The sequence below is a fragment of the Pseudomonas sp. R1-18 genome (assembly GCF_051132095.1).
GTDB lineage: Bacteria > Pseudomonadota > Gammaproteobacteria > Pseudomonadales > Pseudomonadaceae > Aquipseudomonas.
In genome coordinates this window covers 58,563-80,292 of the sequence record NZ_CP071658.1, presented here as the reverse complement: position 1 = coordinate 80,292, position 21,730 = coordinate 58,563, and the positions used below count along the sequence as shown (strand labels likewise).

The window sequence follows — 21,730 nt, the reverse complement described above, 5'->3', positions numbered from 1 at the left end:
TGTCTTTACTTCGCCGCCACGCCACCAGCGTTTTGCAGGCCCAGGTCCGCAAGGGCTTTCTCGACGACGCGCGATGGCAGCGGAATATAACCGTCTTTCATCACCACTTCCTGACCCTGGCGCGACAGCACCAGCTTCAGAAACTCCGCTTCCAGAGGCGCGAGAGGCTTGTTCGGTGCCTTGTTGACGTAAACGTACAGGAAGCGCGACAGCGGATAACTGCCGTTGAGCGTGTTGGCTTCGTTGTCGTCCACGAATGCCCCGCCCTCTTTCTTGGCCAGCGGCACGGTTTTGACGCTCGATGTCTTGTAGCCGATACCTGAATATCCAATGCCGTTGAGCGAGCTGCTGATGGAGCTGACTACCGACGCCGACCCCGGCTGCTCATTGACGTTGGCCTTGAAGTCACCCTTGCAGAGCGCTTCTTCCTTGAAGTAACCGTAGGTGCCCGATACGGAGTTGCGACCGAACAGCTGGATCGGCTTGCCCGCCAGGTCGCCGGTAACACCGACATCACCCCAGGTTTTCGCCTCGGCCTTGGCACCGCACAGTCGAGTGGAAGAGAAAATCGCATCCACCTGCTGCATGGTCAGGCCCTTGATCGGATTGTCCTTATGGACGAACACCGCCAGAGCGTCGACGGCCACTGGAATGGCGGTCGGTTTGTAGCCGTGTTTTTGCTCGAATGCAGACAGCTCACCGTCTTTCATCTTGCGGCTCATCGGCCCGAGATTGGCGGTCCCTTCGGTCAATGCCGGAGGCGCGGTCGAAGAGCCGGCGGCCTGAATCTGAATGTTCACGCTTGGGTATTCTTTCTTGTAGGCCTCGGCCCACAGGGTCATCAGGTTCGCCAGGGTGTCGGAACCGACACTCGACAGGTTCCCGGATACACCGCTGGTCTTGGTGTAGGACTTGATCGCGGGGTCCACGGCAGCGAACGAATTGGCCGCCGCAACACCTGCGGCAACGAAAGTCAGTGCAGTCATCCAATTCTTGAGTGTCATGCCTTGCGGCTCCTGCAGGGAATGGGAAGGTCCGCGATCAATAATTTGCTTGTCGCATGACTACTTTATGAATTGATTGTGACAGTAAGATGAAAAAGGCCATCCACTTTTTAAGAGGATGGCCTTTTGCCTAACTACGCCTTCCGACCGGATAGCGTCAGCGTTTTTGCGACAACAGATAAATACCTATCGCCATGCCCATGCCGCACAGGATCGCGACATACCACGCAGGTCCCATCGGGCTGGACTTGAGCATGAACGTCACAACCATCGGGGTCAGACCGCCGAAGATCGCGTACGCCAGATTGTACGAGAACGATAGCCCGGAGAAACGCACCACGGGCGGGAACGCCTTGACCATCACGTAGGGAACCGCGCCGATGGTGCCGACGAACAGACCGGTCAACGCATAGAGCGGGAACAGCACGTCCGGGTTGTCGCCGAGGATGTGATAGAAGGTCCAGGAACTGGCCAGCAGGCCGGCGCTACCCAGCAGGAACACCCAGCCCGCACCGAAGCGGTCGGCCAGTGCACCGGCGCCGATGCAGCCCAGGCTCAGAAACACGATGGCCAGGCTGTTGGCCTTCAGCGCGGTTGCCGCCGGGAAGCCGTAGATGGTTTGCAGAATGGTCGGTGTCATCAGAATCACGACGATGATGCCGGCCGAGAGCAGCCAGGTCATCAGCATCGACAGTGCCACGGCACCGCGATGATCGCGCAGCACCGCCTTGAGCGGCACTTCTTCGGCCAGCGCCTTGCGCAGCTGAAGCTCGGCGAACACCGGCGTCTCGTGCAGCAGGCGACGCAGGTACACCGACATCAGACCGAACACACCACCCAACAGGAAAGGAATCCGCCAGGCGTAATCCGAGACTTCAACCGGGGTGTAGATGCTGTTGATTGCCGTGGCGACCAGAGAACCCAGCAGAATGCCCGCCGTCAGTCCGGCGGTCAGCGTGCCGCAGGCATAGCCGACATGACGGGCCGGCACGTGTTCAGACACGAACACCCATGCGCCCGGAACCTCACCACCGATAGCAGCGCCCTGGATGACGCGCATCAGCAGCAACAGAATTGGAGCCCACATGCCGATCTGTGCATAAGTAGGCAGCAGACCCATGATCAGGGTCGGTACGGCCATCATGAAGATGCTCAGGGTGAACATCTTCTTGCGCCCCAGCAGGTCGCCGAAGTGCGCCATGATGATGCCGCCCAGGGGCCGCGCCAGATAACCGGCAGCAAAAATGCCGAACGTCTGCATCATGCGCAGCCAGTCGGGCATGTCCACCGGGAAGAACAGCTTCCCGACCACAGCGGCGAAAAAGACGAAAATGATGAAGTCGTAGAACTCCAGCGCCCCACCCAGGGCAGAGAGTGACAACGTTTTGTAATCGCTTCGAGTCAGTGGCCGCGATGGCTGCGCGGCACTTGAGGGTACGGATGACATGACAAGGCTTCTCTTAACTTTCTTTAATGGGCAAGCGACAGCTACGCTGGCTGCGGCGGGGTGGCATGCAGAAGCGATTGTCCGGCGGCAATCGTGCGGGTGGGCACCAAAATTGCCTGTACAGGAAATCTTGTTACCTGTAGGGGTCAGGCAAGATAGCAAATTGCTCCAAAAAACACATAGTGAGAAGTGCACAAGGACAAAATGGAAACCCAACGGTCGTCCTGTGACGCTATGGCCGATATACTCGCAGGCTCTCAACAGCGATGGGAATTTGTGCGAAAACGTCTGAGTCAGCGGCTTTCGCAGAGTTTCCCTTTAGGGACCATTCGTGGGCTCCATCCGTCATGAACGCACAATCTTCATGCGCGGGGCTTTGAATGGCACCTGTCAACCGCGACAAAAAATAATGAGAGTCATGGGTCAGAGGCACCCTAGGCATGATTGAGCTCGAACAAGAAGATCCAACTCCGCAAGGCGATCTTGCTTTGCAAATTACTGCGCTCCCCCGCGAAACCAATGGGTTTGGCGATATTTTCGGGGGCTGGCTGGTGTCGCAGATGGACCTGGCCGGTACGGCAATGGCCAGTAAAGTGGCAGCCGGACGCGTGGCCACCGTGGCCATCGATCGTATGGCGTTTCTGGTTCCGGTCGCGGTAGGCGAACAACTGTCCTTCTATACCCGGACGCTGGAAGTTGGTCGTACTTCGATCAAGATGATGGTCGAGGTATGGAGCGACGACCCGTTGACCAGCGAATGGCGCAAGGTCACCGAGGCCGTGTTTGTCTTCGTGGCGATCGACGGCAGCGGCAGAACCCGCTCGGTTCCGGCCCGGCGCTGACGGCTGTTCGGGCAGTCGGCGGGCAGTCGGTTAAACTCGGCAACGGTACAAGGGTCTATCCCCGTCAAAGTCCATGAGCGAGAGCTACGCATGTCAACATCACCGGCCGAACCTTCCATCGAATCCATCCAGTACGACGAGCTTAACTGCTGGCGTATCCGGCATGGCAACGCAGAACTGCTGATCGCTCAGCAAGGCGCGCAGATCCTCAGCTACCAGGTCGATGGGCAGCAACCGTTGATCTGGCTGAACGAAGAGGCGGTGTTCAAACGAGGAAAACCGGTACGCGCCGGTATGCCTGTGTGCTGGCCGTGGTTCGGTAATCTGGAGCGCAACCCCGAAAGCGTGCAGGCAATGCGTCAGAGCGCCGAGCCTGCCAAGGCCCACGGCGAGGTCCGTGCGCTGGACTGGGAGCTGCTGGGTGTCGGCGAAGATGGCGAGGCTTTGCTGGTAGAGCTCGTTCTGCCGCAGGCCGAAGGTCGTCTTCCCGGCTGGCCACATAACGTTGCACTCAAGTTGAGCATTCGCCTGGATCAGGCGCTGAATGTGAGCCTGGTCAGCTACAACGGCGGCGATGAAGCAGTGACCCTCAGCCAGGCGCTGCACACTTACTTTGCGGTAAGCGACGTACGCCAGATCAGTGTCGAAGGGCTCGACGGCCTGCGTTACATCGAAACCCTGGAAAACTGGGAAGAACGCCAGCAGGCCGGAGATCTAGCCTTCGCTGGAGAAACCGACCGCATTTATCTGGACACGCCCAATCTGCTGAGCATTGTCGACCCGCAGTGGCAACGGCGAATCCAGATCCACGCCACTGGCTCGAACTCGGCGATTCTGTGGAATCCGTGGATCGAGAAGACCGGGAGATTCACCGATATGGCGGCCGATGGCTGGCAGCGGATGGTCTGCGTCGAGACCGCGAACGTGCTGGACGATGTGGTTACCCTCGCGCCGGACGCCATGCACGTCATGAGCGTGAGTATCTGGAGCGAGCCGCTCTAAGGAAAACGCCGTCCTTGCGTGTCAGAGGTCCGATTCGACCACGATTCGGACCTTCGAGGCGTCCATTGCGTAGGCGGCGTCAGCCAGATCGTTGCTGACCTTCTCGATCTTCAGGGTGCCCACAACCCACAGGGGTGTGTAGATATCATCCAGTTTTACGCCTTTGGGGTAACGCACCAGCACCAACTGATTGGGCGGCGGAGGCGGAACATGGATGCAGGCGCCTGGATACGGCACGAGGAAGAACAACGTAGCATGACCTTTGGCGTCGGTTTCCAGCGGAACCGGATAGCCACCCAGGCGAATATTCTTGCCGTCCATTGCAGCGACCGTTCTGGTCGAGTACATCACCGCAGGCAAGCCCTTGCTCTGCTTCAATCCGCCCTTGCTATCGAAGGTGCCGAGTGCCTCGGGCGAGTTATGGTCGATGTCGGGCATCGCTTCCAAGGCTTGCTGGTCAGCTGGAGGCATCAGCTCAAGCCAGTCGGTTTCCGGCAGCTCGGCATGAACCAGCCCGGATATCAGCAGCAATGTGATGAAAGCGAAACGACGCATGGATAAAGCTCGGCAGGGAATCGAAAAGTGCTGCGTATTCTAATGCCCTGCCTCGCAAATACCTCGCTCTTTCGTCCAAGAGCTCTGTCGGCGAGCGCCGATTGCTCAGGCCTTTCTACGGATCAGGTTGTACAGGACCAGAAGGATGACCGCGCCAACCAGAGCGCCAAGGAAACCTGCAGCCTCATCTGCCTTGTAGATGCCCAATGCCTGCCCACCATAGGTTGCGGCCAGCGAACCGGCGATACCCAACAGAATGGTCATGATCCAGCCCATGCTGTCATCGCCCGGCTTGAGAAAGCGAGCCAGAAGACCGACGATCAAGCCAATGAAGATGGTTCCGATGATACCCATGCCATTTCCCTCTGTATGATTTGGAAACACAAACGCTGTTTACAGCGTTGCTACGCTATCTGAGAACAGCGAAGGGGAAATGGTTCCTTTGCAGGCAACACGGATCTGTGGAGCGGACCGATACAGCCAGTGCGCCCCACCAGAGGTGATCAGTTTTTGATCAATGCTTCGACCTGCCTGACCTGACGGTCGAGCGTGTCGCGGTCGGCGCTGCGGATGGTGGCGTGACCGACCTTGCGGCCTGCCTTGAAGGCTTTGCCGTAGTGATGCAGATGGCAATCTTCAACGGCCAGTACCTTGTCGACCGCAGGCACTTCGCCGATGAAGTTGAGCATGGCGCTTTCGCCGACCTTGGCGGTCGAGCCCAGCGGCAGCCCGGCCACCGCGCGCAGGTGGTTCTCGAACTGGCTGCATTCAGCGCCTTCGGTGGTCCAGTGGCCGGAGTTGTGCACACGCGGCGCAATCTCATTGGCTTTCAGGCCGCCATCGACTTCGAAGAACTCAAAAGCCAGAACACCTACGTAATCGAGCTGCTTGAGCACACGACCGGCGTAGTCCTGCGCCAGCGCCTGCAACGGGTGATCGGTGCTGGCAATCGACAGGCGCAGAATGCCGCTGTCATGGGTGTTATGCACCAGCGGATAGAAGCAGGTTTCGCCGTCACGGCCACGTACCGCGATCAGCGATACTTCGCCGGTGAACGGCACGAAGCCTTCGAGCAGACAAGGCACGCTGCCCAGCTCGGCGAAGGTCCCGACCACATCCGCCGCGCTGCGCAGCACTTTCTGGCCCTTGCCGTCATAGCCCAGAGTGCGAGTCTTGAGGACGGCAGGCAAACCGATACTTGCGACCGCCGCGTCCAGATCCGCCTGGGACTGAATGTCAGCGAACTCAGGCGTCGGAATGCCGAGGTCCTTGAACATGCTTTTTTCAAACCAGCGGTCGCGGGCGATGCGAAGAGCCTCGGCGCTTGGATAGACCGGGACGAACTGCGACAGAAAGGCCACTGTTTCCGCAGGCACGCTTTCAAACTCGAACGTTACCAGATCGACTTCGTCCGCCAGCTGGCGCAGATGGTCCAGATCGCCGTAATCGGCACGCAGATGTTCACCCAGCGCAGCGGCGCAAGCATCTGGCGCGGGGTCGAGAAAAGCGAAGTTCATGCCCAGCGGCGTACCCGCCAGAGCCAACATGCGGCCCAACTGGCCACCACCGATTACACCGATCTTCATAAAAACCTCAGGCGTCGCGCGGGTCCGGATTTTCCAGAACGCTGTCTGTCTGATCAGCGCGGAATTTCTTCAGCACTGTATGGAATTGCGGGTGCCTGGCGCCCAGGATGCTTGCGCTGAGAAGCGCGGCATTGATCGCCCCGGCTTTGCCGATGGCCAGCGTCGCGACCGGAATGCCAGCGGGCATCTGCACGATCGACAGCAGTGAATCGACGCCCGACAGCATCGACGATTGCACCGGAACACCCAGTACGGGCAAGTGCGTCTTCGCGGCGCACATGCCTGGCAAGTGAGCAGCGCCGCCGGCACCGGCGACGATGACTTCGATACCTCGGCCTTCCGCTTCTTCGGCGTACTGGAACAGCAGATCCGGCGTCCGGTGGGCTGACACCACCTTGACTTCATAAGGGATGCCGAGCTTGTCCAGCATATCGGCGGTGTGGCTAAGGGTGGACCAATCGGACTTGGAGCCCATGATCACGCCAACCAGTGCGCTCATCGTCGTGCCTCTCATCAGGCGCCCTCGGGCGCTGCAAAAAACAAACAAGCCACGCGGGGAACCGGCGTGGCTTGCTGTACGAAAAATGACCGATCAAACCGGCCAAAGGCCGCGCAGTATACCGTAAAGCGTCGGGATGACAGCCCCTTCGCGACTATCCGCCAAGGCTTTTTACAAACGCGGCTTCAGGACGACTCCTGAGCGGCCGCGCCTTCGAGTTTGCGCCACAACAAGCGGACGTTGGCCTTGCGCACCAGGGCGCAGCGGTAAAGACGGATCTCCAGCGGAACATGCCACTGCGGGCCGCCGCAGACAACCAGTTCGCCCCGCGCCAGCTCGGCGCGCACGCTCAGCTGCGGCACCCAGGCGATGCCCAGGCCTTCGAGCGCCATGCTTTTGAGGCTGTCGGCCATCGCGGTTTCATACACCGTCGTGAAGCGCAAATTGCGCTGGCGCAGCAGCAGGTTCACCGAACGGCCCAGAAACGCGCCGGCACTGTAGGCCAACAGCGGCACGCTGCCCTCGCCCTCAATGTCGAACAACGGATTTCCATCGGCGTCAGCCGCGCAGACCGGCAGCATTTCGGTCTGCCCCAGGTGCAGGGACGGAAAGATCTCCGCGTCCATCTGCAACGCGGCATCAGGGTCATAGAAAGCCAACATCAAGTCACAGCCGCCTTCGCGCAGCGCGTGGACCGCATCACCCACGTTGGTCGCTACCAGCCGCGTTGCAATGTTCAAGCCTTCGTTGCGCAGTTGCGCTATCCAGCGCGGAAAGAAGCCGAGCGCCAGCGAATGCGCGGCTGCGACTTGCATGACCTCGCCTTGGCCGCCTTCCAGATGATGCAGGTGCCGCACAACCTCACCAAGCTGCTCGACAACCGTGCGCGCTGTCACCAGAAAAAGCTGCCCGGCCGCTGTCAGTTCGATCGGCGTGCGCGAGCGATTGACCAGCGTCAATCCAAGCGCAGCTTCAAGGCTGCGAATACGACGGCTGAAGGCTGGCTGCGTGACGAAACGCCGCTCGGCCGCCTGGGAAAAGCTGCGCGTCGCGGCCAGGGCGCTGAAGTCCTCCAGCCATTTGCTCTCCAGATTCATCACGTCCTCCCGGATCGATTGGTCAGTTTGAGTCGCGGCTGTGGTGCCGGCTGCAGGGTCCGGCTGACGCGCCGCCGACTCGAAAATATGACAGTACAGATGCCCATTATGCCGTTATTGCATACCCCAGCTGGTAACAGCATTGGTCAATCATAACGGCAAAGCCCACTATTCGGGGCGTTCCGGCACTATCCGTGCCTTTCTTGAGACTCTGTCTATCATGTCCTCGTCTGCATCATCACGCATCGAAAAAGACCTGCTTGGTGTCCTCGAAGTACCTGCTCAAGCCTATTACGGCATTCAGACGCTCCGCGCAGTGAACAACTTTCACCTCTCTGGCGTGCCACTTTCCCACTACCCGAAACTGGTCGTGGCGCTGGCAATGGTCAAGCAGGCGGCGGCGGACGCCAACCACCAATTGGGGCACCTCAACGATGCCAAGCACGCGGCGATCAGCGAGGCCTGTGCCCGGCTGATTCGCGGCGACTTCCATGACCAGTTCGTGGTGGACATGATTCAGGGTGGCGCTGGCACTTCAACCAACATGAATGCCAACGAAGTGATCGCCAACATCGCGCTGGAAACCATGGGTTTCGAGAAAGGCGAGTACAAGCATCTGCACCCCAACAACGACGTGAATATGGCGCAGTCGACCAACGACGCCTATCCGACAGCGATTCGCCTAGGCCTGCTGTTGGGCCATGACGCCCTGCTGGCCAGCCTCGCCAGCCTGATCCAGGCATTCGCGGCCAAGGGTGAAGAATTCAGCCATGTCCTGAAAATGGGCCGTACCCAGCTGCAGGACGCGGTACCGATGACGCTGGGTCAGGAATTCCGCGCGTTCGCGACCACCCTGACCGAAGACCTGAACCGCTTGCGCAGCCTGGCTCCTGAACTGTTGACCGAAGTGAACCTGGGCGGCACCGCTATCGGCACAGGCATCAACGCCGATCCTCGTTATCAGCAGCTCGCCGTCGAGCGCCTTGCGACGATCAGCGGCCAGCCTCTCGTACCGGCTGCCGATCTGATCGAGGCGACCTCCGACATGGGTGCTTTCGTGCTGTTCTCCGGCATGCTCAAGCGCACCGCGGTCAAGCTGTCGAAAATCTGCAACGACCTGCGCCTGCTATCCAGTGGCCCACGCACCGGCATCAACGAAATCAACCTGCCGGCGCGTCAGCCGGGCAGCTCGATCATGCCCGGCAAGGTCAACCCGGTCATTCCGGAGGCCGTCAACCAGGTGGCCTTCGAGATCATCGGCAACGATCTGGCACTGACCATGGCCGCCGAAGGCGGTCAGCTGCAGCTCAACGTGATGGAGCCGCTGATCGCCTACAAGATCTTCGATTCGATCCGCCTGCTGCAACGCGCCATGGACATGCTGCGCGAACACTGCATCGTCGGCATCACCGCAAACGAGCAGCGCTGCCGTGAGCTGGTCGAGCACTCGATTGGCCTGGTCACCGCGCTGAACCCGTATATCGGTTACGAAAACTCCACCCGCATCGCTCGCACCGCGCTGGAAACCGGCCGCGGCGTACTGGAACTGGTACGCGAAGAGCGGCTGCTGGATGACGCCATGCTCGACGACATTCTGCGTCCGGAAAACATGATCGCTCCGCGTCTGGCGCCATTGAAGGCCTGACCGGTTCCTGCTGCACGCAACACGCTCACCAGGTTGAGGGCCTAGACACCCCTCAGCTTTTCGAGGGTCTGGAGTGATTCTCCAGGCCCTTTTTTTTGCCTGACCGTTGGAAACCAGCGTGTGGGTTTCCTGCGTCAGACGAGCCTTTTTCCGGCCATCGCCGGGGAAAACATTCATTTAGCGCCGTAAATGAATAATCAGTCACACAAGAAAACGGCTACAGACGTAAAAACTTCGCACCGGTATAGTGCGCCCCCTCAAATGTAACGAGGAATAACAAAAATGCTGGAAATGATTAACGACTTCCTCTCGGGTAAAGTGCTGATCGTACTAATTGTCGGCCTGGGCGGTTATTTCACGATCCGTTCTCGTTTCGTTCAGTTTCGCCATTTCTTTCATATGTTCGCGGTTTTTCGTGACAGCCTGCGCAGCAGCTCCGGCCAGTTGAGTTCATTCCAGGCCCTGATGCTCAGCCTTGCAGGCCGCGTTGGCGCGGGCAATATCGCAGGTGTCGGCATCGCCGTTACGCTCGGCGGTCCTGGCGCCGTATTCTGGATGTGGGTGACCGCGCTGGTCGGTATGTCCAGCAGCTTCATCGAATGTGCGCTCGCTCAGCTGTACAAGCGCAAGGATTCCGAAGGTCAGTTCCGCGGCGGTCCGTCGTATTACATTCAACATGGCCTGGGCAAGCGCTGGCTGGGCATGGTCATGGCGGTATTGCTGCTGGTGACGTTCGGCTTCTCGTTCAACGGTCTGCAATCCCACGCGGTTACCGACTCTCTGAAAAGCGCATTCGGCGTCGATACCTGGACCACCGGTCTGTGCCTTGTCGTTCTGCTGGGCCTTGCGTTCATCGGCGGCATCAAGCGCATCGCCGCGATTTCCGACCTGCTGGTTCCGGTCAAGACACTGATCTACATCGCCGTTACTCTTTACGTCATCGCCATCCAGTTCGAACACGTCCCCGGCATGCTGATGACCATCGTCAGAAGCGCGTTCGGCCTCGACCCCGTTTTCGGCGGTCTGATCGGCAGCGCGATCGTAATGGGCGTCAAACGCGGCGTCTTTGCCAACGAAGCCGGCCTGGGCAGCGCACCCAACGTGGCGGCTGTAGCTCAGGTGGAACACCCGATTGCACAGGGCGTGGTCCAGGCATTCAGTGTTTTCCTCGATACCTTCGTGATCTGCACCTGCACCGCGCTGCTGATCCTGCTGTCCGGTATCTACGATGTAGGCTACAGCGGCAATGGCATCGTGCTGGCACAGAACTCGCTCGCTGCTGTAGTGGGCGACTGGGGCCGGATCTTCATCAGTGTCGCCCTGGCATTGTTCGTATTCACCTCGATTCTCTACAACTACTATCTGGGCGAAAACAGCCTGCGCTTTCTGGTCGGTGACAAGCTCGGCGCGCTGGTGGGCTATCGCATTCTGGTACTGGCGCTGATTCTGTGGGGCGCAGTCGTGGACCTCAACACGGTGTTCGCTTTCGCTGACATCACCATGACCATGTTGGCGTTCGTGAACCTGATCGCGCTGGCCATGCTGTTCAAGGTCGCCCGCCGCATCCTGGTGGACTACGATGCGCAGCGCAAAGCCGGAATTAAGACACCGGTCTTTGACTCCAGCAAGTTCCCGGACCTGGATCTGGACCGCACCGCATGGCCGGCCAACCCGACCGGGCAGCCGGTAAACGCGGCCGAGGTCGACGCCAAACCCGTACAAGCACAGTAACCACCGAAGCGCCGCGCAGGAGAAAAGCCATGACTCATGACGTAACCCAACCCGCACAGCGAGTGATGGTTCTTTATACCGGCGGCACCATCGGCATGCAGGCCAGCGCGGGCGGTCTTGCTCCTGCTTCCGGGTTTGAGGCGCGGATGGCGGCCCAGCTGGCCGAACTGCCGGATCTGATCGTGCCGCAGTGGCGTTTTCGTGAGATGTCGCCTCTGATCGACAGCGCCAACATGACACCGGCTTACTGGCTGCGATTGCGCGAGGCGGTGGTCGAGGCCGTAGAGGACGAAGGCTGCGATGCTGTGCTGGTGCTGCATGGCACCGACACACTGGCTTACAGCGCGGCGGCGATGAGTTTCCAGTTGCTGAGCCTCAAGGCGCCGGTCGTATTCACAGGCTCAATGCTGCCGGCCGGCGTGCCGGACAGCGACGCCTGGGAAAACGTCAACGGTGCCTTGCTTGCCTTGGGCGGCGGGCTGGCTTCGGGCGTCCACCTCTATTTCCACGGCCAGCTGCTGGCTCCGACCCGCTGCGCCAAAGTGCGCAGCTTCGGGCGGCATCCGTTCGCTGCCCTTGAACGCTCGCGTGGCGGTAAAACACTGGGCGCGCTGCCCGAGGCCTTGAGCTATCGACGGCCCAGAACGCTTGCCGAGGTTGCGACGCTGCCGCTGTTTCCTGGCATCGGAGCACCTCAACTGGACGCCATCGTCGACAGCGGCATCCAGGCTCTGGTTCTGGAATGCTTCGGCAGCGGCACCGGCCCAAGCGACAACCCGCAGTTTCTCGCCAGCCTCAAACGCGCCAGTGAGCGCGGTATCTGTGTGGTCGCGATTACGCAGTGCCATGAAGGCGGCGTGGAACTGGACATTTACGAGGCCGGCAGCCGCCTGCGTGAAGCCGGCGTGCTGTCCGGCGGCGGCATGACCCGCGAAGCGGCGCTGGGCAAACTTCATGCGCTGCTGGGGTCGGGGCTTGGCCCTGTTGAAGTACGCCGGCTGGTCGAACTGGATCTGTGCGGCGAGTTGCGCTGACGCGTTATCAAACAGCGCTGACTTCATACCCTCAAAGCCCGGGCCGTATCTCTGATACCGTCCGGGCTTTTTATGCCCAGCGGTCTCAGGCTCTAAGCCAGACACTCCTCTTTCGCATCGCGCAGCATCGAATCCAGGTTGCGCTCGATGTTGTTGCACAGCGCAACCATCTGGATCTCATGTTCGCTGGCGCTGAAGGGGCTTTGCAGGTCGGTGCCGATTTTCTCGATCGCCAGCAGCATGAAGCCCACCACGGTGGATGCCAGAGGCGTGAACCAGCCGAGGGTTTCTACTAGCCCGATGGGCACAATCACGCAGAACAGGGTGATGAACAGCCGCGGGAACGCGACGTAGGGATAAGGCAGCGGCGTGTTGGCGATGCGCTCCATGCCGCCCTGACAGTTGGAGATATCCACCATCGTGGATTCCAGGCGCGCGAAGCGGATACTGTCCAGACGCCCCGCTGCGTACTCCTTGGCCAACAGGGCGGCCGAGGCGTTCAGAAGGTCATTGGGAAAGTTGTTGGTGTCATGACGACGCTCGTATTCGCCACGAGGAATCAACGAGCGTACTTCTTCACCACAATTGGTGCCTTTCAAATGCGCGGAGAGGCATTTGACGTAGGCGACGTGGCGGCGCAGCAGCACGGCCTTGACCGGGTTGATGCCATCGTCGTCTTCCACCAGCGTGAGCACCTGGCGGGCGAAACTGCGCGAGCTGTTGACCAGCGCACCCCATAAGGTGCGCGCTTCCCACCAGCGGTTGTAAGCGCTGGAGTTGCGAAAACTGGTCAGCACGACCAGCGCCGAGCCCAGCAGTGTCAACGGCATCGACGGCAACGTGACCTTCCGATCCAGGAAGAGCATGAAGTCCACGGTAACGATCACATCCCAGATCAGCAGCCAGAACAGCGACCAGCCTACATATCCGATGGTCTTGCCGAGAAACCGGATTTTCCCAATGATCGTCTTCTGCAAAGGCTTACCCCGTCGTTGAATAAGCGAGGTCGCTCGAGAACCAGCCTCGCTACTGCAAGGGGTTTGAATGCCTTATCGGCAGTTGGTTCGCGAGCGACCCGCTTTTAGGGCAGGCCATTGCAAAAAGGTTTCAACAGCCCGTGAGCACCACTTTTGGGCGCTCGCCTGTAAAGAAGATCGGGCGCAGCCGGACGCCGACCACGTTCCCTACATACGCCGCGACCAGCCACAGCCATCCGTGCAGGCTGCCCGAAGCAATGCCGCTGAAATAAGCGCCGATGTTGCAGCCGTAGGCCAGTCGCGAGCCATAGCCCAACAGCAATCCGCCTACCACGGCCGCGACCAGCGAACGGGTGGGGATATCGAGACTGGGTGCAAAACGTCCGGCCAGACCGGCAGCCAGCAAGGCGCCGAGCATAATGGCCACGTCCATCACGCTGGTGACGTCTTCCCATACCGGTGCAGCCAGCGCCTTGGCGTTGCTCGCCATTTGCCAGAACGGCCAGCTGCCGACGTCGACGCCCAGGCCGCCGGCTACTTTCGCGCCCCACAGCGCGAACGCCGAGGTAATCCCCCATGGCCGACCAGCCAATGCCAGGGTGGCGTAGTTGAGAAGCGCCAACGCCACCGCGCCCCACACCAGAATCCACGGGCCACGCAGTACGCGGCGCAGGCCAGTGTGCTCGCTGGTTACCGGAGCTTCGAGCTGACCGTGACGACGCGTTTCCAGTTTCACGGTGACAAACGCGATCAAGGCGAAGATCGCCAGATTGACCAGCAGCGCCGGGATTACGCCAAAGGTTTTGACCACCGAGGTGGCCGGAAACGATGGCAGCGCGAACCACCAATGCACATGGTGCGTGGCGATCAGCGAACCGATGATGAAGAACAGCAGCGTTACCAGCATTCGCGCATTACCACCACCGGCGGTGAACAGTGTGCCGGACGCACAGCCGCCGCCCAGTTGCATGCCGATGCCGAAGATGAATGCACCGACGATGACCGAGACACCAGCGGGCGCAACCAGACCCGTTACCGGCTGACCGAACAGCGTCCCGGCCCCAAGCGCCGGGAAAAACAGCACCACGGCGACTGCCAGCATCACCATTTGTGCTCGCAGGCCGGCGCCACGGCGCTCACGGATGAACACCCGCCAGGCCGACGTGAAACCGAAAGCGGCGTGGTAAAGCGTGATGCCGAGCGCGGCGCCGACGACCCACAACAGCACTTGATGCGCGCCGACACTCAGCAGCAGAAACTGCGCGCCCAGTAGCAACAGAAACAGCGCGGCCAAAGGGGCGCCGAGCTTGCGCCCGGACGTTGAAATTTGAGTAATGCTCATAAATCGCTCTGTGACGGAATGACAATGGCGGCGAGTATACGCCCGCTCACGGCTGCGTCGAACCGTCAGGATTGACGCACCACACGCGCTGTAGCCGTCGCAGCGCGTCACTTGCGGCGTGTTCGGAAACGGCGGCAAAGCCGAGCACCAGCCCTGCCCGGTTATCCACAGGCTCGGTGGAATCCGGCAGCCAGTAGTCGCTCAAAGCATTGATTTCCACATCGACACTCGCTGCCTCGGAAATCAATTCCTGCTCACGGGCCAGACTGTCCACCCGAACCATGACGTGCAGACCAGCCACGACTTTGGGCATCGGCTGACAACCGGGCAGATCTTGCGGCCAGCCTGCCAGCAATGCATCGCGCCGGCTTAGCGCGGCGCGACGCATGCGCCGGATATGCCGCTGGAAATGCCCCAGGGCAATGAACTGCGCCATAACCATCTGGGTGCTCACCTCGGAGTGACGCATATCCAGCGCTTTGCGTTGGCTGAACGGCTTGACCAGGGCTGGCGGCAGAACCAGGTATCCAAGGCGCAGCGCCGGAAACGCCACTTTGCCAAAGGTGCCAACGTACAAGACCCGTCGACTCTGATCCAGCGCCGCCAGCGGAGCCAAGGGCGCGCCGCTGTATCGGTACTCCCCGTCATAGTCGTCTTCGACGATCCAGGCCGCGTTCTTCTCAGCCCAGGCCAGCAGCTCAAGACGTCGCGCCAGACTCATGACGACGCCCGTGGGGTATTGATGCGATGGCGTCACATAGGCCAGGCGGCATGCAGTCGCATTCAGATCCGCGCATCGCATGCCGTCAGCATCGACGGCAATCCCATGTAGCCGAGCGCCAGCGACTGCAAATGCGTGACCGGCGGCTCGGTACCCGGGGTTTTCCACAGCCACGGCGTCGCCCGGCTCCAACAGCAACTGTGCACAAAGGCTGATGGCATGCTGCGCGCCGCTGGTGATCACAATTTGTTCAGCGCTGCATTGCAGTCCGCGGGATGCCCGCAGATAGGTGGCAATCAGTTCACGCAGCTGCCACTCACCAGCGGCCTCGCCATACCCCAGCTGATGCAGACCCGGTTTACGCCAGAAAGCCGTATGGAGCCTGCCCCACAGTGAAAACGGAAACAGATCGAAGGCCGGCACGCCTACTCTGAAGGCGCTAGGTTCGCCTTTGGGTGGAGCGTTGAGGTGGTGTTGATCAAGACGGTTGAGCGCAGCACTGTGGATAACTTCACTGTCGGGAAATACAGCATCTTTGGCGGTTTTTGTGGATAAAGCTGTGGGTAACCTTGTTGATAAGTCTGTGGATACTTCGGTGGATAGTTTTTCCGAACGCCTGCCTGAAGCACGCACAGACCCGCGCCGCAATATCGCGACATAGGTACCGTCCCCTACCCGCGCTTCAATGAAGCCTTCAGCGAGCAGCTGATCGTAAGCACGCAGAACACTGTTGCGAGAGATGGCCAAGGTAACTGCCAGGTCTCTGCTCGCGGGCAAACGAGTGCCGCCAGCCAACTCCCCATCAAGAATTCGCTGACGCAGTGCCTGATAAAGCTGCTGGCCCAACCCGCGAGCTCGATCCAGTTCGATGCCGGCCAGACTTGAAGGGAACGCTTGGGACAATGTCGGCATGTAATGGCTCTATGAAAACGGTGAAGAATGGATCTTACACCGAGCCAATTCCCATCCTAGGATTTGTTCAACGGTCCGGGAGACGTCCATGTACATACCGAAAGCCTTTGAAGAAACCGATATTCCCACGATGCAGCATCAAATCGATCAGACCCGGCTTGCTGTGCTGATTACCAATGGCGAGCAGGGTTTACAGGCATCGCACCTGCCTTTGCTGCTGCGGCGTGGGCCAGATGCGTGCGGTACGCTTTACGGCCACCTGGCCAGGGCCAACCCGCAATGGCGGGATCTGGCGGCAGGTGGCGAGGCGCTGGTGGTCTTCTCCGGCGCAGACGCCTACATCAGCCCGTCGTACTACCCCAGCAAGGCCGAGCACGAGAAGGTCGTGCCGACCTGGAATTATCTGGCAGTGCACGCGTATGGGCGGGCCGAGGTGTTCACCGATGCTGAGCGTCTGCGCCAGTTGGTTGGCGAGCTGACGGACAAGCATGAATCGGGTCGCAACCCGCCGTGGTCGGTAGACGACGCGCCCGCCGATTACATCGCCAAAATGCTTGGCGCCATCGTTGGTTTTGCGTTGCCTGTGGAACGGCTTGAGGGCAAGCGCAAACTCGGCCAGAACCGCAGCGCGCAGGACTATGCAGGCGTACATGATCGTCTGGCTGCAAGTGCCGATCCGCAAGATCGCGATATCGCGCGATCGATGAACTCAGGAGCCCTGCCATGAACGACGTGCAGATCCGCCCTGTCACTGCCGAAGACCACGCCGCATGGCTGCCGCTATGGCACGCTTATCTGGCGTTCTACAAGACAGAACTCGATCAGAGCGTGAGCCAGATGACCTGGCAACGCATGCTGGACCCGAACGAGCCGACCCATGCCTCGTTGGCCTGGCAAAACGGGCGAGCCGTGGGCATGGTCAACTTCATCTACCATCGCTCCAACTGGAGCACGAATAACGCGTGTTATCTTCAGGACCTGTTCGTTATTCCAGAGCTGCGCGGCACCGGATTGGGCAGGCTGCTTATCGAACATGTCTACGCCAGCGCGAAGGCCGACGGCTGCGATAAGGTGCACTGGCTGACCCACGAGACAAACGCGACGGCCATTCAGCTTTACGAACGCATCGCCGAGCGCGGTGGCTTCATTCAATTTCGCAAAGCGCTGTGACGATCGCTTTCATATCTGGAACCTGCACATGTCCGAGACCGAACTGCACTGGCAACCCGCAAAGCTTCCCGAAACCAGAACCCTGGAAGGCCGCTTCATTCGTCTTGAAAAAATCGAAGCTGCCTGCCATGCCGATGACTTGTGGCAAGCCCTGCAAGGGCCGAATGCTGACCCGCTGCTGTGGGATTATCTGCCTTACGGCCCGTTCCATACACGTGGGGCGTTCGACAGCTGGCTGCAAACCAACGCCGGCCAAACCGACCCGTGGTTCTATGCAGTGGTCGACCAACACAGTGGCGTAGCGGAAGGCATCATCAGCTTTCTGTCGATTTTCCCCGCTCACGGTCGAATCGAGATCGGTCACGTCACCTTCGGTGCCGCCATGCAGCGCACGCCGAAAGGAACCGAAGCGGTCTATCTGCTGGCCAAAGAGGCTTTCGCGCTGGGCAACCGCCGCCTGGAATGGAAGTGCAACGCCAACAACGCCCGCTCCAAGCGTGCGGCAGAACGCTTTGGTTTCAGTTACGAAGGTACGTTTCGCCAACACATGGTAGTCAAGGGCGTGAATCGCGATACTGCCTGGTATTCGATGCTGGACAGCGAATGGCCCGAGTTGCAGAAAGGGTTCGAAGCGTGGCTGGCTGTGGATAACTTCAGGGATGGCCAGCAGATTGAGGGGCTGGAGGCGCAGCGCTCGTATTCGAAGGGTTAGTTGCAAGCGATACATCTGCTGCGCCTGCACTGGCCATTCGCGGACAAGTCCGCTCCTACAAGTCCGAGGAATGTGGGAGCCTCAAATGCAAAAAAAGGGAGCCATGAAGGCTCCCCAGAGGTAAAACGTATCAGCTTTCGATCTCGACCAGTATTTCGCCAGGATTGACGCGATCGCCCTTGGCAACGTGAATGGCCACGACCTTGCCGGCGACGGATGCCTGAACCTCGGTTTCCATCTTCATCGCCTCGGTGATCAGCACCGCCTGACCCGCCTTGACCAGATCGCCTTCCTTGACCAGCACGTCGACGATATTGCCGGGCATGGTGGTGCTGACGTGACCTGGCGCATGCGCCTGTTTGCGCTTGCTGGCCCCGCCTCCGACGAACTCGTTCAGCGGTTCGAACACCACTTCTTCGGGCATGCCATCGATGGACAGGTAGAAATGCCGCTTGCCTTCGGCCTTGACGCCCACACCCGTGATATCGACGCGGTAGGTTTCGCCATGCACGTCGATGACGAACTCGGTCGGCACGCCCTCGCCGCCAGCCCGCGCAACCGCGCCTGCTTCCGGGATCGGCAGCAACGCTTCAGGCGTCAGCGTTCCGGCCGCGCGCTCTTCGAGGAACTTGCGCCCGATATCGGGGAACATCGCGTAGGTCAGCACGTCTTCTTCCGACTGCGCCAGCGCGCCGATTTCGGTGCGCAGCTTGTCCATTTCCGGCTTGATCAGGTCGGCCGGTCGCACGTCGATCAATTCTTCGTTGCCGATCGCCTGGCGACGCAGCTTTTCGTCGACCTGCCCCGGCGCCTTGCCATACCGGCCTTGAAGGTACAACTTCACCTCGTTGGTGATGGTCTTGTAGCGCTCACCCGCCAGCACGTTGAAGAACGCCTGGGTGCCGACGATCTGCGAAGTCGGCGTTACCAGCGGCGGGTAGCCAAGGTCCTTGCGCACACGCGGAATCTCGGCCAGCACCTCGTTCATGCGGTTCAGCGCGCCCTGCTCCTTGAGCTGATTCGCCAGGTTGGAAATCATCCCCCCCGGTACCTGATTGACCTGCACCCGGGTATCGACCGCTGTGAATTCGCTTTCGAACTGGTGGTATTTCTTGCGTACCGCGTAGAAGTACAGCCCGATTTCCTGCAACAGCTCCAGATCCAGGCCCGTGTCGAACTGGGTGTCCTTGAGTGCAGCGACCATCGATTCGGTCCCTGGATGGCTGGTGCCCCAGGCGAAGCTGGAAATGGCCGTATCGATATGGTCTGCGCCACATTCGATGGCCTTGAGCTGACACATCGCCGCCAGACCCGCTGTGTCGTGGGAATGCACGAACACCGGCAGCGATTGTTCGGCTTTCAGCGCTGTCACCAGCTGGCCGGTGGCATAAGGCGTGAGCAGACCGGCCATGTCCTTGATCGCCACCGAGTCACAGCCCATCGCTTCCATCTGCCGAGCCTGGGCAACGAATGCATCGATGGTGTGGACGGGGCTGGTGGTGTAAGCGAGCGTACCCTGGGCATGCTTGCCCGCCGCTTTGACTGCCTCGATGGCGACCCGCAGGTTCCGGACGTCGTTCATGGCGTCAAAGATGCGGAACACGTCGATACCATTGTCAGCAGCCTTGGCCACGAATGCCCTGACCACGTCATCACTGTAATGGCGATAGCCGAGCAGGTTCTGGCCACGCAGCAGCATCTGCAAACGGGTGTTGGGCAACGCGGCACGCAGTTGGCGCAGGCGCTCCCATGGGTCTTCCTTGAGAAAGCGCACACACGCATCGAAGGTTGCGCCGCCCCATACTTCCAGTGACCAATAGCCGACCCTGTCGAGCTTGTCGCAGATGGGCAGCATGTCTTCGGTGCGCATGCGGGTTGCCAGCAACGACTGGTGGGCGTCACGCAAGACAGTGTCGGTGACGGTGATACGTTTAGTGGTCTGAGAGTTGCTCATTGTTCTAATCCTCACAGGCCCGCATGGGCGGCGATAGCGGCGGCGATGGCCAGGGCCAGCTCTTCGGGTTTGCGCTTGATCGAGTAGTTGGTCAGTTCAGGATGACTTTCCACGAAGCTGGTATTGAACCGGCCGCTACGGAATTCCGGATTGCGCAGGATTTCCTGGTAATAGGCGGCTGTGGTTTTCACACCCTGCACGCGCATGTCATCCAGGGCGCGCAGGCCGCGGTCCATGGCTTCTTCCCAGGTCAACGCCCAGACGATCAGCTTGAGGCACATCGAGTCATAGAACGGCGGGATGGTGTAACCGGTATAAATCGCCGTATCGGTTCGCACGCCGGGGCCGCCAGGCGCGTAGTAACGGGTGATCTTGCCGAAGCTGGGCAAGAAGTTGTTCTTCGGATCTTCTGCGTTGATCCGGAATTGCAGTGCAAAGCCGCGGTGGATGATGTCTTCCTGCTTGACCGACAGCGGCAGGCCGGAGGCAATACGGATCTGCTCGCGAACGATGTCGATGCCGGTGATTTCCTCGGTAATAGTGTGTTCCACCTGCACGCGAGTGTTCATCTCCATGAAGTACACCTCGCCCTCGGCGAGCAGAAACTCCACGGTACCGGCGTTCTCGTAGCCCACCGCCTTGGCCGCACGCACCGACAGGTCGCCGATGTAGGCGCGCTGCTCGGGGGTCAGCTGCGGGCTGGGGGCAATCTCGATCAGTTTCTGGTTGCGGCGCTGGATCGAGCAGTCACGCTCGAACAGATGCACCACATTACCGAAGCTGTCACCCAGTATCTGGGCTTCGATGTGCTTGGGGTTGACGATGCACTTTTCCAGAAAGACTTCCGCAGAGCCAAAAGCCTTGGTGGCTTCGGATATCACCCGCGGGAAAGCCTGTTCCAGCTCATCGCGACTGTTGCAGCGCCGAATGCCACGCCCGCCGCCACCGGACGTGGCCTTGAGCATGACGGGATAACCGATCCGGTCGCCTTCGAGCAGCGCTTCGTGGATATCGGCAACATTGCCCTCGGTGCCGGGCGTCACCGGCACGCCCGCTTTGATCATGCTGCGTCGCGCTTCGGTCTTGTCGCCCATCCGGCGAATCACTTCAGCGGAGGGACCAATGAACTTGACCCCTCGTTCGGCACAGATTTCCGCCAGTTCCGCGTTCTCTGACAGGAAACCGTAGCCCGGGTGCAAGGCATCGCAACCGGTTTCCACGGCCAGATTCACCAGCTTGCGTGGGTTCAGGTAGCCCGCGAGAGGTTCGGCGCCAATGCTATAGGCTTCGTCCGCGCGTTTGACATGCAAGGCATGACGGTCCGCGTCCGAAAAGATAGCCACCGAGCGAATGCCCATCTCGGCGCAGGCGCGCACGATGCGAACGGCAATCTCTCCACGGTTGGCAATCAAGATTTTTGTTATCACTGGCTTTTCCTCAACCATAAGGACAAACGGCCCATCAAGGGCCGGTCGGCACAGGGGCGGCATCGCGCACCCG

Annotated in this window: 20 protein-coding genes; 8 read left to right on the top strand and 12 right to left on the bottom strand. The window is 60.1% G+C overall.

Annotation, left to right across the window (positions count from 1 at the left end):
- Positions 1-5: 5 nt before the first annotated feature.
- Both J3P77_RS00380 and J3P77_RS00375 read right to left on the bottom strand, forming a co-directional pair.
- A complete protein-coding gene (locus tag J3P77_RS00380; RefSeq protein ID WP_434678874.1) occupies positions 6-1,004 on the bottom strand; it encodes a phosphate ABC transporter substrate-binding protein PstS family protein in 999 nt (332 codons plus the stop codon).
- A gap of 157 nt (positions 1,005-1,161) precedes the next feature.
- Entirely contained in the window at positions 1,162-2,451 is a 1,290-nt protein-coding gene (locus J3P77_RS00375) for an MFS transporter (protein WP_434678873.1), read from the bottom strand.
- Positions 2,452-2,891: 440 nt separating this feature from the next.
- Between J3P77_RS00375 and J3P77_RS00370 the strand changes: the two genes are divergently transcribed.
- Positions 2,892-3,293 (top strand): acyl-CoA thioesterase, encoded by a 402-nt coding sequence (locus J3P77_RS00370; protein WP_125829486.1) that lies wholly within the window; start codon positions 2,892-2,894, stop codon positions 3,291-3,293.
- 90 nt (positions 3,294-3,383) lie between these two features.
- Positions 3,384-4,295, top strand: a complete 912-nt coding sequence (locus J3P77_RS00365) for a D-hexose-6-phosphate mutarotase (RefSeq protein WP_434678872.1) — start codon at positions 3,384-3,386, stop codon at positions 4,293-4,295.
- A 21-nt stretch (positions 4,296-4,316) separates the two neighbouring features.
- Here J3P77_RS00365 and J3P77_RS00360 read toward each other — a convergent pair whose 3' ends face one another.
- The 5 genes from J3P77_RS00360 to J3P77_RS00340 all read right to left on the bottom strand — a co-directional run bounded on the left by J3P77_RS00360 (position 4,317) and on the right by J3P77_RS00340 (position 8,032).
- A complete protein-coding gene (locus J3P77_RS00360; protein WP_434678870.1) occupies positions 4,317-4,850 on the bottom strand; it encodes a DUF3299 domain-containing protein in 534 nt (177 codons plus the stop codon).
- Positions 4,851-4,955: 105 nt separating this feature from the next.
- Complete coding sequence (locus J3P77_RS00355; RefSeq protein WP_434678869.1) at positions 4,956-5,204, bottom strand: GlsB/YeaQ/YmgE family stress response membrane protein; 249 nt, start codon at positions 5,202-5,204, stop codon at positions 4,956-4,958.
- 149 nt (positions 5,205-5,353) lie between these two features.
- Positions 5,354-6,436, bottom strand: coding sequence for a 5-(carboxyamino)imidazole ribonucleotide synthase (locus tag J3P77_RS00350; RefSeq protein WP_434678868.1), 1,083 nt, complete (start codon positions 6,434-6,436; stop codon positions 5,354-5,356).
- Between the two features lie 7 nt (positions 6,437-6,443).
- Positions 6,444-6,935 carry a 5-(carboxyamino)imidazole ribonucleotide mutase gene (gene purE, locus J3P77_RS00345; RefSeq protein WP_434678867.1) on the bottom strand — a complete coding sequence of 164 codons (492 nt, stop codon included), beginning with the start codon at positions 6,933-6,935 and terminating at the stop codon, positions 6,444-6,446.
- A 185-nt stretch (positions 6,936-7,120) separates the two neighbouring features.
- Positions 7,121-8,032: a LysR substrate-binding domain-containing protein gene (locus J3P77_RS00340; protein WP_434678866.1), complete on the bottom strand. Its 912-nt coding sequence runs from the start codon at positions 8,030-8,032 to the stop codon at positions 7,121-7,123.
- Between the two features lie 220 nt (positions 8,033-8,252).
- Between J3P77_RS00340 and aspA the strand changes: the two genes are divergently transcribed.
- The 3 genes from aspA to J3P77_RS00325 all read left to right on the top strand — a co-directional run bounded on the left by aspA (position 8,253) and on the right by J3P77_RS00325 (position 12,442).
- Positions 8,253-9,677 (top strand): aspartate ammonia-lyase, encoded by a 1,425-nt coding sequence (gene aspA, locus J3P77_RS00335; RefSeq protein WP_434678865.1) that lies wholly within the window; start codon positions 8,253-8,255, stop codon positions 9,675-9,677.
- 282 nt (positions 9,678-9,959) lie between these two features.
- The gene (locus J3P77_RS00330; RefSeq protein WP_434678864.1) at positions 9,960-11,408 is read left to right on the top strand and encodes an alanine/glycine:cation symporter family protein; all 1,449 of its coding nucleotides are present in this window, start codon (positions 9,960-9,962) and stop codon (positions 11,406-11,408) included.
- A 29-nt stretch (positions 11,409-11,437) separates the two neighbouring features.
- Positions 11,438-12,442 (top strand): asparaginase, encoded by a 1,005-nt coding sequence (locus tag J3P77_RS00325; RefSeq protein ID WP_434678863.1) that lies wholly within the window; start codon positions 11,438-11,440, stop codon positions 12,440-12,442.
- Between the two features lie 92 nt (positions 12,443-12,534).
- Here J3P77_RS00325 and J3P77_RS00320 read toward each other — a convergent pair whose 3' ends face one another.
- The 3 genes from J3P77_RS00320 to J3P77_RS00310 form a co-directional block, all read right to left on the bottom strand.
- Complete coding sequence (locus J3P77_RS00320; RefSeq protein ID WP_434678862.1) at positions 12,535-13,419, bottom strand: bestrophin family protein; 885 nt, start codon at positions 13,417-13,419, stop codon at positions 12,535-12,537.
- A gap of 130 nt (positions 13,420-13,549) precedes the next feature.
- Positions 13,550-14,761: a YeeE/YedE family protein gene (locus J3P77_RS00315; RefSeq protein WP_434678861.1), complete on the bottom strand. Its 1,212-nt coding sequence runs from the start codon at positions 14,759-14,761 to the stop codon at positions 13,550-13,552.
- A gap of 46 nt (positions 14,762-14,807) precedes the next feature.
- Positions 14,808-16,394 carry a PLP-dependent aminotransferase family protein gene (locus J3P77_RS00310; protein WP_434678860.1) on the bottom strand — a complete coding sequence of 529 codons (1,587 nt, stop codon included), beginning with the start codon at positions 16,392-16,394 and terminating at the stop codon, positions 14,808-14,810.
- 88 nt (positions 16,395-16,482) lie between these two features.
- Here J3P77_RS00310 and J3P77_RS00305 point away from each other — a divergent pair, with 88 nt between their 5' ends.
- Genes J3P77_RS00305 through J3P77_RS00295 form a run of 3 tightly spaced genes read left to right on the top strand, consistent with a single transcriptional unit; the run spans position 16,483 to position 18,276 of the window.
- Positions 16,483-17,121, top strand: a complete 639-nt coding sequence (locus tag J3P77_RS00305; RefSeq protein WP_434678858.1) for an FMN-binding negative transcriptional regulator — start codon at positions 16,483-16,485, stop codon at positions 17,119-17,121.
- Positions 17,118-17,564 (top strand): GNAT family N-acetyltransferase, encoded by a 447-nt coding sequence (locus J3P77_RS00300; RefSeq protein ID WP_434678856.1) that lies wholly within the window; start codon positions 17,118-17,120, stop codon positions 17,562-17,564. Before J3P77_RS00305 ends, J3P77_RS00300 begins: the two co-directional genes overlap by 4 nt.
- Before the next feature lie 28 nt (positions 17,565-17,592).
- Complete coding sequence (locus tag J3P77_RS00295) at positions 17,593-18,276, top strand: GNAT family N-acetyltransferase (protein WP_434678855.1); 684 nt, start codon at positions 17,593-17,595, stop codon at positions 18,274-18,276.
- A gap of 130 nt (positions 18,277-18,406) precedes the next feature.
- Here the strand turns inward: J3P77_RS00295 and oadA are convergent, their stop codons facing one another.
- Together oadA and J3P77_RS00285 are read right to left on the bottom strand one after the other, a co-directional pair.
- A complete protein-coding gene (gene oadA / locus J3P77_RS00290) occupies positions 18,407-20,230 on the bottom strand; it encodes a sodium-extruding oxaloacetate decarboxylase subunit alpha (protein WP_434678854.1) in 1,824 nt (607 codons plus the stop codon).
- A gap of 11 nt (positions 20,231-20,241) precedes the next feature.
- Positions 20,242-21,657 carry an acetyl-CoA carboxylase biotin carboxylase subunit gene (locus J3P77_RS00285; protein ID WP_434678852.1) on the bottom strand — a complete coding sequence of 472 codons (1,416 nt, stop codon included), beginning with the start codon at positions 21,655-21,657 and terminating at the stop codon, positions 20,242-20,244.
- Positions 21,658-21,730 lie beyond the last annotated feature (73 nt).